This window comes from Sporocytophaga myxococcoides DSM 11118 (assembly GCF_000426725.1).
Taxonomy (GTDB): domain Bacteria; phylum Bacteroidota; class Bacteroidia; order Cytophagales; family Cytophagaceae; genus Sporocytophaga; species Sporocytophaga myxococcoides.
On the sequence record NZ_AUFX01000009.1, the window covers coordinates 224,083 to 237,329 of the forward strand.

Annotated in this window: 10 protein-coding genes; 4 read left to right on the plus strand and 6 right to left on the minus strand. The window is 37.1% G+C overall.

Annotated features, from left to right (window positions below):
* Nucleotides 1–28: 28 nt before the first annotated feature.
* The 3 genes from K350_RS28445 to K350_RS0111765 all read left to right on the plus strand — a co-directional run bounded on the left by K350_RS28445 (nt 29) and on the right by K350_RS0111765 (nt 2,802).
* Nucleotides 29–1,351 (plus strand): peptidoglycan DD-metalloendopeptidase family protein, encoded by a 1,323-nt coding sequence (locus tag K350_RS28445; protein ID WP_037575293.1) that lies wholly within the window; start codon nt 29–31, stop codon nt 1,349–1,351.
* 24 nt (nt 1,352–1,375) lie between these two features.
* Complete coding sequence (locus K350_RS0111760; RefSeq protein WP_028980084.1) at nt 1,376–1,948, plus strand: DUF4199 domain-containing protein; 573 nt, start codon at nt 1,376–1,378, stop codon at nt 1,946–1,948.
* Between the two features lie 125 nt (nt 1,949–2,073).
* A complete protein-coding gene (locus K350_RS0111765; RefSeq protein ID WP_028980085.1) occupies nt 2,074–2,802 on the plus strand; it encodes a DUF4197 domain-containing protein in 729 nt (242 codons plus the stop codon).
* A gap of 89 nt (nt 2,803–2,891) precedes the next feature.
* On the opposite strand, the gene K350_RS0111770 is transcribed toward K350_RS0111765, so the two are convergent.
* The 5 genes from K350_RS0111770 to K350_RS0111790 all read right to left on the minus strand — a co-directional run bounded on the left by K350_RS0111770 (nt 2,892) and on the right by K350_RS0111790 (nt 8,938).
* Nucleotides 2,892–3,320 (minus strand): tellurite resistance TerB family protein, encoded by a 429-nt coding sequence (locus K350_RS0111770; RefSeq protein ID WP_028980086.1) that lies wholly within the window; start codon nt 3,318–3,320, stop codon nt 2,892–2,894.
* A 233-nt stretch (nt 3,321–3,553) separates the two neighbouring features.
* Complete coding sequence (locus K350_RS0111775; RefSeq protein ID WP_051313071.1) at nt 3,554–5,122, minus strand: bifunctional GNAT family N-acetyltransferase/carbon-nitrogen hydrolase family protein; 1,569 nt, start codon at nt 5,120–5,122, stop codon at nt 3,554–3,556.
* 242 nt (nt 5,123–5,364) lie between these two features.
* Nucleotides 5,365–5,883 carry a hypothetical protein gene (locus K350_RS0111780; protein WP_028980088.1) on the minus strand — a complete coding sequence of 173 codons (519 nt, stop codon included), beginning with the start codon at nt 5,881–5,883 and terminating at the stop codon, nt 5,365–5,367.
* 43 nt (nt 5,884–5,926) lie between these two features.
* Nucleotides 5,927–6,367 (minus strand): hypothetical protein, encoded by a 441-nt coding sequence (locus tag K350_RS0111785; RefSeq protein ID WP_028980089.1) that lies wholly within the window; start codon nt 6,365–6,367, stop codon nt 5,927–5,929.
* An 18-nt stretch (nt 6,368–6,385) separates the two neighbouring features.
* Nucleotides 6,386–8,938: a carbohydrate binding domain-containing protein gene (locus K350_RS0111790; RefSeq protein ID WP_028980090.1), complete on the minus strand. Its 2,553-nt coding sequence runs from the start codon at nt 8,936–8,938 to the stop codon at nt 6,386–6,388.
* Between the two features lie 169 nt (nt 8,939–9,107).
* Between K350_RS0111790 and K350_RS28450 the strand changes: the two genes are divergently transcribed.
* On the plus strand, nt 9,108–11,342 hold the full coding sequence (locus K350_RS28450) for a bifunctional alpha,alpha-trehalose-phosphate synthase (UDP-forming)/trehalose-phosphatase (protein ID WP_037575296.1): 2,235 nt from the start codon (nt 9,108–9,110) through the stop codon (nt 11,340–11,342).
* A 68-nt stretch (nt 11,343–11,410) separates the two neighbouring features.
* Here K350_RS28450 and K350_RS0111800 read toward each other — a convergent pair whose 3' ends face one another.
* Nucleotides 11,411–13,198, minus strand: coding sequence for a glycoside hydrolase family 15 protein (locus tag K350_RS0111800; protein ID WP_028980091.1), 1,788 nt, complete (start codon nt 13,196–13,198; stop codon nt 11,411–11,413).
* Nucleotides 13,199–13,247 lie beyond the last annotated feature (49 nt).

Sequence of the window (13,247 nt, forward strand, 5' to 3'; positions counted from 1 at the left end):
TAATCCTTCTTTTATAAATCATTAAAGTATGCACAAAAAGCAATTAAGAATTTTCATTCTTGCAGCCGTAATTATAACATCCGCTCTGATTTTATTTTTTTTATTAACAATAAACAGATCGAACAACGAAATTGAAGCACTTAAAGAAGAGCAAAGGATTGATACAATAGAGCAACTCCCCCCTCCTGCTCCTGTTATCCAATACGGAATGAATATAGATTCTTTATCTATCATAGAAGATAAGGTAAAGAAGAATGAAAATTTCACTTCAATACTACAAAAGTATAATGTATCTAAAGATGTAATCAATCAGCTGATAACAGAATCAAAAGACAAATTCAAAGTAAGTAAAATACAGGCTGGTAAATCCTATGAAGTATTAAGATCTAAAAAAGACTCTGTCGCCAGAGGATTCATTTATTATGGAGATCCTACTCAGACTATCGTATTTAAAACTACTCCCCTAGAAGTATTGGTCGATCAGAAAGCTACTGATACCATAGAAAGAAGAACAGGAGGTATTATCACAAGTTCGCTTTACGAAACGCTTCAACAAATGAACGCTCCAGCTGTGCTGGCATATGAGCTTTCTAAAATTTTTGCAAGAAAAGTCGACTTCTTTAAAATACAACAAGGAGATAACTTCAAAATCATATTTGATGAAGTAACACTGGAAGGACAACCTCTTAATGTAAAGAGAATCCAATCTGTTTGTTTCGAACACGACAATAAAAAATATTATGCTTTTAACTTCGGCAAGAACGGCAAAGATGCCTTCTATGATGAGGAAGGTAATAGTCTCCAACAAGGTGGATTTTTAAAATCACCATTAAAATTCTTTCGAATAAGCTCCAAGTTTACTAAAAGAAGATTTCATCCGGTACAAAAAGTGTTCAAAGCTCACTTAGGAACTGATTATGCCGCACCTACAGGAACCCCAATAATGTCCGTAGCCGACGGAGTCGTTACCGAATCCAGGTTTGCAGTATTCAATGGGAACTATGTTAAAGTAAAACATAATAAAACTCATACAACTCAATACCTTCACATGTCACGCATAGCAAAGGGGATGAAACCAGGAACAAAAGTAAAACAGGGACAGGTAATAGGTTATGTTGGTAGTACAGGACTAGCAAGTGGACCACACGTATGTTTCCGCTTTTGGGAAAATGGAAAGCAAATAGATGGTACAAAAGTTAAAACCATTAAAGGGGATCCGGTGAAAAAATCTGACATGAAACAGTTCAAAGCCCTTAAGGAAGAAATGCTTGCCGGCCTGGATGATATAAGTGTAACAGGAGAGCCACAGGCCAAGGCCACTGACAAATCACAAAATCAATTTTCGAAATAAGCTTTTTTGCCTTAATTTGGCCGTATGGATAAAAGAGTTTCATACGGCCTTATTTCAGGCTCAGCAGCAGGCATCTGGCTTGTTGTTTATTACGAATATTTATATCAAATATCACTATCTTTTAGTATTGTAGCATACCTGATTCTCGCTGCTGGTATTTACTTAGGCTCGAAAAAAGCGAAAGAATCAATTTACAATGGTAAAATTTCTTTTAGCCAGTCTGTAATGGCAGGTGTTATAATTTCATTTTTTGCCGGATTATCCTGGGGGTTATTTTCTTATGCTTATGCTAAATGGATCAATCCTGATCTTGGAGATTTTTTCGTAAAAGAGACCATTTCCAGCATGCAAAAAAGCGGCTTAAAACCTGATGAAATTGCAAAACAGGTCGAAAACATAAAAAAAGGGTTTTCACCTGGACAACAATTATTTACCACCGCCTTTTTTACTACCCTAATTGGTCTGATGATTTCACTTGTAGTATCTATCATTATAAGAAATAGAGACCCGCACTACCCTTCAATGCCTGACAATCAGGATAAAAATAAGTCTGATAATGACCCTACCAATGATATTAACTTAAAAGAGGTTAAATAATTGAACCAAAAAGGCTCAAGGTTTCTCTGAATCATAAAATTTTATTAAACAGATTCGTTTATAATAGCGTAATTGCTTCTGGCACAAAACTTGAAAAATAAACCCAAGAACTGTATCCTAAACATATGAACTCCTTAAAAACCTTTGCTTCAATACTTCTAATTTCCGGTTCAACCTTATCATTTGGTCAGATAAATATTGGCGGGGTAAAAGTAAATGTACCGACCAGCCTTCCCACCTCAAACAGTGCAGTTTCAGAAACGGAAATTATTAATGGCCTAAAAGAAGCTTTAACACTTGGATCAAAAACCGCTTCTCAAAATCTCAACAAACTTGATGGTTTTTATAAAAACCCAAAGGTTAAAATTCCTTTTCCAGAAGATTGTCAAAAGGTAGCTACTGAATTGCGTAAGCTTGGTTATGGCAAAAAAGTAGATGAATTTGAGCTTACGCTTAACAGAGCCGCAGAAGATGCTTCCAAAGAAGCTGCAACTATTTTCGCAAATTCCATTAAGCAAATGACTCTTACTGATGCCAAGAACATACTGACCGGCCCGGATACTGCTGCTACTGGATATTTAAGAAAAACGACCAATTCTTCTTTATATAGTGCATTTGCTCCACATATCACCACTGCACTCAATAAAACGACTGCAACAAAAAAGTGGAAAGAACTTACAACGCTTTACAATAAGCTTCCACTGGTAAAAAAGGTAGATACAGACCTGACCAGATATACTACTAATAAAGCCTTAAAAGGCCTATTCTTACTTGTTGCGGATGAAGAAACTAAAATCAGAAAAGACCCGGCAGCTAGGGTAACGGATTTGCTTAAAAAAGTATTTGGAAGTTAAAACTTTCCTCCTTATATAACAAAAAGAGGCTGATTTATAAAATCTGCCTCTTTTTTATTTTCTATATCTAGTATTTAGAATAAGAAAGCTTAATTAGCTAAAAAAGCTTCCGCTTCTTTTCTTATCAGGTCTTTATTCTGGCCATTGCTTACTCCCTGGGAAATTTTTCTTACCAACACCCCGACAACTGCTTTTCTGAAGCCAAGTCGTTCTGCCATATCTACACAAAAATCAAGTTCATGATCATCCACTATGCCGTCGCTAACCATTAGCTGAACAAGATCATAGATCTGATCAAATCTTTCATAATCACTTGCAGGGAGACGGAAATCGAAATCCGGAACTTCTTCGATAAGCTCTGCAATGAAATAATCTTTCAAGCCATATTTAAGCCCTATTCTAAAAATTAAATCTCTTTCAACTTCATTCAACTTTCCATCTACTTTGGCGAGAAAAACCAGGTTTCTCAAATGCTGTTTAAACTTTTTATCTTTTTTTGACTCGAATAGAGAGAACATAGCTTTATTTGTGTTTTTAAGGTTAATGAATTTTCAATATTATTCTGCCAAAAAGTACCCCCCTAAGGCTATCATGTGCAAAAAACAACTTATAGAAAATGACTATAAATCCATGATTTTGTTCGGGAAACTAAAATAAAAACTTTCGAAGAATAATTTTACTTTTTCCTATACGAGTAAAAATAAAAAAAAGTAACTCAGGGAGTTACTTTTTTAAGCTTTTTTTTCAAAATTTATTTTTTTAACCAGGATACCTTGTACAAATCGCTCCTTCTGTTTTGCAAATTCCGAACAGTTCCGGACGTTCTGATCTTTTTCAAGAGGTCAGTATCCAAATCGACTACCAGCGTTGTTTCCGAATTTGTTGTCGCTTCCGCTATAATGGCATCATGCGGAAATGAGAAATCTGAAGGTGAAAATACGGCCGATTGAGCATATTGAATATCCATATTTTCAACACCCGGAAGGTTTCCAACACTTCCTGAAATAGCAACATAACACTCATTTTCAATTGCTCTGGCCTGAGCACAACGGCTCACTCTAAGAAAGGAATTCTTGGTATCTGTCCAGAACGGAACAAAAAGAATATTAATACCTTCTTCAGCCAATATTCTTGACAGCTCCGGAAACTCAACATCATAACAGATCAATATTCCGACTTTCCCTGCATCTGTTTCGAATACTTTCAATTCATTTCCGCCTTTCATTCCCCAATAGCTGGCTTCGTCTGGAGTGACGTGCAGCTTATACTGCACATCCCAGGTCCCGTCTCTTTTACATAAATAAGAAACATTGTATAAACCATCTTCCTGGAGGAGGGGCATACTACCGGCAATGATATTTATATTGTAAGAAAGAGCAAAACTAACGAGTTTATCCCTTACAGCTTCTGTGTAACCAGCAAGCACCCTAACTGCATCTGCAGCGCTGTCTTTATTTGCCTGAGCCATTAAAGGAGCATTGAAAAACTCTGGGAATATTACAAAATCAGCTTTATAGCCTGAAACTGTATCTACAAAGAACTCCATATTTTGCATTAGATCGTTAAAATCTTTAAGCGGACGCATCATCCATTGTACTACCCCTACCCTTACAATTGATTTCTGACCGCCAAAGAGTTTATTATCTGTAGGTTCATAATACACATTGATCCATTCTAATAAGGTTGCATAGGATTTCGAATCAATGTCATCCGGAAGGTAATTCACCATTACTTTACGAACGTGAAAATCATTAGCCATCTGGAAGGTCAAAATGGGGTCAACGATTTCCTTATTTTTTACCTTATCTATATATTCCTTAGGACTAAGTTTTTTGGAAATTTTCTTATATCCAGGAATACGTCCTCCGGCAATGATAGCACGCAAATTCAATTTTTCACATAGCTCTTTTCTCGCATCATAAAGCCTTCTACCCAACCTCAATCCTTGATATTCCGGATGAACAAAAACATCTATACCATAAAGAGTATCTCCATCCGGATCATGTGTGGTGAGCATTCCATTGCCAGTAATCTGCTTATAAGTATGATTATCACCATATTTAGCATAATCTACAATAAGACTGAATGCAGCTGCTACAAGCTTTCCATTGTCTTCAATTCCAATCTGCCCTTCTGGAAAGTGTTTCAGCATTGACTTGAGCTCAGTTTTAGTCCAAGCGCCGCCTGCATTGGAATATACCAACTCCATTATTTCCTTAATCTGCTCAAAATCATCTAATGTGATATTCCTAAGGTGAAGTCTGTGCTGCTCTATTTGTTCTTTTTTTCCTCTTGGGGATTTTGCCTTTTCTTTGGACATAAAACGGGGACTATAAAATACCTTTGATCAATCTGAAATATGGGAATTAAGTTCCCTTTTCAAAGTTATCCAAAAGTTATAAGTATTAAGTGATAAGTTTTAAGAGATTTCTAAAAAAGTACTTTGGGGGAAGAATTTCAAATGATTAAAAATCTTAAAGAGGCAATATTTTTATTCAGCTCAAGCTAGAAAGAATCAGATCTTTCCCCCCTTCACTTAAAACTTATTACTTACAACTTATTTCAGTCGCAAAGCTCAATCTGATCGCACTGATAATAATGAGAAGCAATCTTGATTGCACGGTTATTGGAATATTCTATTCGGATACATCCATATGTTGAGGGATAAAAATCTATATCGGGTCTATCTTCCCTGTATTTCGTCTCGGCAGGGCTTCCCAATAGTTGACGAATTTCCTTTCTATTTTTTTCAAATATTTTTCCTGCTACTTCCCCTTTAAATGCTTTATTTACTTCCACAAAATCCCAATAGGTGTAATATGTAAATCCCAATCCTTCATAAAATATTGCCCCCCCGCATGAATGATTGCTGCCATCGGCAATAACAGATGTATAGCAGGGAAACCATTCTTTTATGTCATTCTGGGATAAATCGGGTTTCACTCCATTTATTTCACCCAGATGAATATCATAAGTCAATTGTTTGCATTCAATATGGGTAGAAGCGGTCTTCTGAATACCTTTGCATGAAAAAAAATTAATAACAAAAAGCTGTAGTAGTATTAAAAATATTCTATTCATAAGCCTTCAATTTAGATTACCGGACAAGTATCCCCTACCTTTCCTATTCAATATCCATTAGACTGGTCCAATATTTGTCAGAAAGAAACAACAATTCTTCCGGATCCATCTGTCTGAAATCCTCATCAAAAACAATGATATCTGATGCTGAAAAGTATAAATTTCCACCAAATCCAAGTGCTGTGCAATTAACATACACCTTTAAATCAGTTTCATTTACAGGTTCCAGGCCAAGTAATTCTAAAAGAAGATTACTAAGATAAGCTGGATCGTCAACGATTTTATCTTCATCGTCCCAATACCTGAGATGCAATCCACTACAGGATTTCAGAACACAGTAAAAATATTGAAAAGTGCTATTTACTTCCTGAGCCAAAAATCTGCATTCCAGTTTAATATTCAGGTCTGAACCTGAAAAGCTCATCTCTTCTATTACTCCTTCCTGAAAACTATCCAGTACGTTCTTTATTTTCTTCTGATTCATCTGGTCTTTTGTAAAAAGTTAGTTTCTCTTTACTTTAATTTCAAAAACAAAAGTTCTTGCCTTCTTTAAATCAAGAAAACTGTCTTCTCCTGATAAAGTTAAAGGCAATTGTTTCATTTTTTCTCCATCAGGTCCCAAAGGAGTTATCTTCAAATTCTTCAGTCCTTTAAAAATAACTTCACCATCTGCAACTTGAGCCAAAACAGGAGCATTACCTGGCTCTTCAAGCGCAGTTCTGGTTTCGTTAAATTTCTGACCTTTCATTTTACAGGTTGTTGTAACTACAAGATAAAAATTTTCTGAAACTGAAAGCGGTAAAGTATCTCTGGATACAAGCATTACACTCGCCCATTTATTCTTCATTTTCACCTTCAGCATTGGTAAGTCAAATATTTCTCCGCTTAACTTCCCAACAACTCCCTGCACTCTAGGAGTATTAACTTTAAGAATTCCTTTCTGGTAATCCAAAACAAGTTCTTTGGTTTCACTTGTGATTATTTTATTGGCCTTATCATAAAACCCAATATATTTTGAAGGATCATTTCCCGTGACTGCGCTATCTGACTTTGCTACTCTTGTGATATAAGGAAGATGGTAATTTTTATCTATATAGTCCGAATAAGAAGGTAAGTCATAAATTAACTTTTCATTTACTGCATCAATTACAATTCCAGGAGCAGTTTTAACATCACTTCTAAGGAAAACAGGCGCCGCTACTACCCATTGCGATAAGTGCTCCGGCATTTTGGAAAGTGTAAAAGGAGTGATTCGGTCCTTTCCCACAGGCGTAGCATCAAAATCAAACTGAATAATACCGTCAAGCCCCTGCAAGCTTCCATATGCAGAAATATAAGGAAGTGCATCCAGTGTATATTCATTAGGATAACATGCATTAAACTCTGTTACTATAGTTGGTTTGTTATACCATTTATATTTGGTAATTGCAGCAATGGAGCCTTTATCAGGATTCTTCAATAATGAGGTATTATTAACAGGAGCATATAATATTCTATTCCAGTTATTGTTGATTTTCCATAACTGAGGATGATCCCAATAGTCATTGGTTATAATCAGATCCATACCTTGATTATCCTTCGAATAAGCTAGAATTGGTGTAGGAAAATTACTACCGGCTAATAAATACTTTACTCCCAGAGACCTCATCAGCCGGTACATTTCATTGTAATAATCTTTTTCTATGGAAGAAAGAAAACGCAAACTGGCCTCTGTATTTCCTTTTTCCTTTTCTTTAAGTACCGGCGAAATGTTTGTACTGTAATCCAGATCAAAAACGGAAAGCTTTCCCTGATTTCCTTTAGCCAGAAACTGTTGCTGAAGTTCTTTTCTATAATGAGGAGTCAGAATATCACCTCCAAAATGAACAAATACAGACGATTCATTAATGAATTCAGAAGCAATGATTGCTGGTTCTTCGCTGCACAAAAGCTTTGTGTATGCGTTCTTATGACTTAAAAGTTGTCGGATATATTCTTTTTGAAGTTCTATAACCTTTGGATCGAAGTAAGCAACTTGTTTCCCTCCCAAATCAGGAAGGCGATTAGCTACTCCATCCTCTTCTGTAAAATCTCTGTGAACAAGGAGATCCAGAAAGATATAAATACCTTTCTTTTTCAGTGCGTAAATCAGGTAATCTAATTTATTGAGACTTTCTTTCGATAGTTGCTTGCTGTTTCCAACGTTTCCAAAAATATTGGGAACTGACCAGGGCGCATCCATATGGTGAAGTCGAACAAGGTTGCATCCCATTTTAGATAGTCGCATGGCAAGTGAGTCTGCCGTTTCCCTCTCAGGAAAACAAGAACCTGCAACAAGGTTTACGCCCCAGAAACGGGCCACTGTTCCATCCGAAAATGCCAGTTTTCCATTTTGTACTTTAATAAAACCATGTTTTCCGGCAGGTGCATCCAATAAGGAAGACCAATCTGCATAATGGCCAGCTTTGGATAGTGCCGGCTTCAAATCATACCATTCACCTTCATCTGCAGGGCCTGTGAGATTTTCTTTTTTCAGAGCTTCACCGGATCTTCCTAAAAGGCTTACCTGAATATCATCAAAAAAAGCAGTACCGGTACAATTCCCCAAAACAGCCTGAACTTTAACCTTTTTTGCTCCTGCAGGAATATTGTAGCTTTGCTGATAAAGAGTCCACTTCGTAGAGCCCTCTGCCTGACCTGTTACCGAAGGATAACCACCTGTCAAAGTACCATTCTCATCCAGAAACTCAACTGAAATTCTGGCCATTTCCCAGGCTTCTTTTCCTTTTACAACATTTTCTGTCTTCATCCAGCCTGAGATTTCAGCTGTTGAAGCTCCTTCTGAAATCAATATAGTCTGGTCGGCACCGCTCCACTTGGGGCTATCAAGATGAACTTTCAAAGAATAATTACCAGATTTCCCTTCATTAATTACTTCCCCTCCCCACATATTCCAGCCTTTTGTTTGATTTTCAAAACTGCTGTTGGTAAGCAGATTTTCAGAAGGTTCCTGACCAAGGGCTATTGAAATACCTATAAAAATATGGCATATAAAGACAAAAACAGGTCTTTTCATCGATTTAGATTTTGCTAAAAATAAACAATAAATCTTAAAAAAACAGGAATTCAATTTTCAAGAAAAACTCAATACTTAACTAAGTGAGCAGATAAAGGTTAATAATATACAGAGGTGTGATGGAAACAATTAAAGAATAATAAACTGAGGAATTAATTTTTTAAGAGAGATGGGAAAGACCATAATAATATCCAACCGGCTTCCGGTGAGTATCCAGAAAAAGGAGGATGGATTGTCATATACTCCAAGCGCAGGTGGACTTGCAACTGGACTTGGATCAATTTATAAATCGGGCGACAATGTTTGGTTAGGTTGGCCAGGGTTATATGTGACCAATGACAATGAAAAAGAGGAAATAACATACAACCTGAAAAATGAAAACATGGCTCCGGTCTTTCTAACCAAGGAGGAGATTGAAAAGTTTTATGAGGGTTTCAGCAATACGACCTTGTGGCCATTGTTTCACTATTTTCCTTCCTACACTTCATTTGACGAAGGTTATTGGGAGACATACAAACTTGTGAACCAGATATTCTGTGATGAAACATTAAAGTATGCGAACAATGATGACATTATCTGGATTCATGATTATCAGCTTCTGCTTTTACCTAATATGATAAGAGAAAAGCTGCCTGATGCTACCATTGGCTTTTTTCAGCATATCCCTTTTCCCTCATTTGAGATCTTCAGGAACCTGCCCTGGAGAAAGGAACTTCTAGAAGGTATGCTTGGGTCTGATCTTATTGGGTTCCACACCTACGATGATGTCCGGCATTTTCTAAGTTCTGTAAATAGGCTTGTGGGCCTTGACAATAAAATGGGTGAACTGAGAGTAGAGGAAAGAATATGTATGGTAGATTCTTTTCCGATGGGCATTGATTATGAGAAATTTGATAAAGCCGCCAGATCAGAAAACACTGCTAAGGAAATCGCTTCTTATGATGAGTTTCTTGGAGACACCAAAACTATTGTTTCAATTGACAGGCTGGATTATTCAAAAGGCATTCCTGACAGGCTTCTGGCATTTGATCTCTTTCTGGAAAATTATCCTGAATATAAAGGTCAGGTAACTTTACTCATGATAGTTGTTCCAAGCCGTGATCAGGTAGAACTCTATAAACAACTAAAGGTTGAAATAGATGAACTGGTTGGAAGGATCAATGGTAAACACGGAAAAATAGATTGGACGCCGATAAGATATTTCTATAGATCCTTCCCCTTCACTTCCTTATCTGCAATGTACAGATTATCCGACATTGCATTGGTAACACCTCTCAGAGACGGGATGAACCTTGTTTGCAAAGAATATATAGCCAGCAAAATTGACCAGACCGGGGTGCTGATATTAAGTGAAATGGCCGGAGCGGCAAAAGAGCTTTCTGATGCTTTGATTATTAATCCTAATAATCTTCCTGAAATGGCAGATGCTATATACAAAGCATTGACAATGTCTGAAGAGGAACAAATAAGAAGAATGGATGAGCTGCAGTCAGTTGTAAAAAGGTATGACATTCACAATTGGGTACAGCTGTTTATGAGAAGTCTGGATGTGGTAAAAGAAAAACAACACGAAATGTCTGTAAAACAATTAAGCAATCAATCAAAACTTGAACTGATTGAAGATTATAAAAAGGCCGAGAAAAGGATACTTTTTCTTGACTATGATGGCACGCTTGTTCCATTTAAACAAAATCCTAAACAAGCAAGACCCGACAAAGAATTGTATGGGATACTTGAAGATCTTTCTTCCGATCCCAAGAATAAGATTGTAATCATAAGTGGAAGAGATAGGGATACTCTTGATGACTGGTTTGGGAAATTAAGTATAGACCTGATCGCTGAACATGGAGTATGGCTCAGAGAAGGTCGTCCTTACTGGAGTATGATTGATTATTTGACGGATGAATGGAAGGCAGAAATTTCTCCTATATTAGAAATGTTTGTAGCCAGAACTCCTGGTTCCTTCATTGAAACTAAAGGGTATTCACTCGTATGGCATTATAGAAAGTCTGATCCTGCATTAGGTGAATTAAGATCCAGAGAACTTGTAAGTCACTTGCAATTCATTACCACGAACATGAATATCAAAGTGCTTGAAGGTAACAAGGTGGTGGAAGTAAAAAATGCCGGAATCAATAAAGGTAAAGCAGCTTTAAGATGGCTGAATGAATCTTTCAACTTTATCTTAGCCGCCGGAGATGATTGGACAGATGAAGACACCTTCAATGCTATGCCTGATTCTGCATATACATTAAAGATAGGTAATACTCCTACTTCGGCAAGGTACAATCTTCACGAGTGTGGCCCCGACTATTGCACTGAAATGAGAAGTCTGCTTATTACACTTGCTCAAGAAGGGCACCAGATAAGAAGGAAAGTTTTAAGTAATAAAGCTGAAAGCTGATAGTATAACAAAAAAGAGGCTTATGCCTCTTTTTTTTCTTATAACTTATTACTTATTACTTACAACTTTCACAGGAATGTAGGTAAATCCAGTTTCTTCGCAATTTTAAATGCCGCGTTCAGTTGCCCTACATGGCTATATGCCTGAGGGAAATTCCCCCACTGACTTCCAGAACTGGCTTCAACATCTTCACTTAGTAATCCAAGGTGATTTTGAAATCTCAAAAGCTTTTCAAACTCCTTGATAGCATCCTCTGTACGCCCTACCATTGCCAGTGCTTCCACATACCAATAAGCACAGATCAAAAAGGTAGATTCCGGAGTTCCAAAATCATCTTCATGCTTATATCTGAAAAACAGTCCTTCATCAGTCTTAAGTCCTTCCTCCAGTGCTATCAAATGTTTTCTAGCTCTATCCGAATTAGGATCCAGATATCTCATTGTGATCAACTGAAGACAGGAAGCATCCAAATTCTTTCCTCCGACAGCCTGAGTGTATACTTCTCTTTCAGGGTCGTAACAAGCCTCTATCTGTTTTATGGCAAGCTCTTTAAGGATAGTTGCCTTTCTTATGATCTCTTCGTTCTTGAAGTATTTTCCAATCTTAAGAGCAGAACAAGCTCCTGCCCAATGGAATAAAAATGTATAACAATGCTGCTGTGCAATGTGCCTGAATTCCCAAAGACCTGCATCCGGTTCATACATGGTATCTTCAATTTTTCTCAATGTATGATTGATGAGTCGCTGAGAATAATACCTACCTCCTTCAGAGAATCTGGTATCAACATAGAGTGGCAATAAAGCCACAAGCACTTGCCCATATACGTCATTTTGAATATGGGTATAAGCATCATTCCCTACTCTGACTGGTTTATTATTTTCCCCATATCCATGTAAAGGTAACTCTTTTTCAATCAATGCCTTTCTACCAGTTATTGAATAAAGAGGCTGATACCTGTCAGTTTCATTGATTGTAATGTTTTCTATGTAATGAAAATATCTTTCCAATTCTTCAAAGTGACCAACGTTATGGAAAGCGTTCAGAATATAATAAGTATCTCTCAACCAGCAATAGCGATAGTCCCAGTTACGTGTAGTTCCGGGATATTCCGGTAAGCTGGTGGTACCAGCAGCTATAATAGCACCTGTATCTTCAAACTGGTGAATTTTCAGACATAACGCTGACCTGATAATTTGCTCCTGATAAAAAATTCCGATGCTGGTACTCTTCACCCAATTTTGCCAGTATTTTACTGTCTTCCAGAGAAAATCTTCCGCAGTTTCCTCCAGAGGGGCTTCCAGAGGAATACCGTAGGTAAGAATTATATATTTAGCTTCATTCAATACAAATGAACTTTCATCAGCAATAAAATTAAGAGCAATATTTGTGGTTAACCTGATTTGCTGGGACAGGCCCATAAACCTGATATGGCTACTTCCCTGATAAGCTTCAGGAACGAGCTCTCCATATTCACCAACAGGACGACAAGAAACTTTTACCCTTGGGGAACCTGACAATGGTTCTATTTTCCGCACCAGCATTAAGGGTTTAAAATTCCTTTCATACTGATAAAATCTGGGAGCAAAATCAGTTACCCTGAACCGGCCTTCTGAGCATTCAAAATCAGTCACGAGGACGTTAGTGTTTTCAATATACTTTTGGCTGGATACAAAATTTTCTTCGTGCGGGAGAATCGAAAATTTGCCACCTTTATCTTTATCCAAAAGTTCACCAAAAATAAAACTACTGTCAAACTGCGGCCAGCACATCCAGACAATATTTGCAGTTTTATCAATATGAGCCATAAATGCACAATTGCCTATAATGCCCATTTCGTAGGTATGCCTTTTCCCCATAAATTCTTTTTGACTCTGTGAAAAAATCTTTTTTTTGACTAACCTGAAA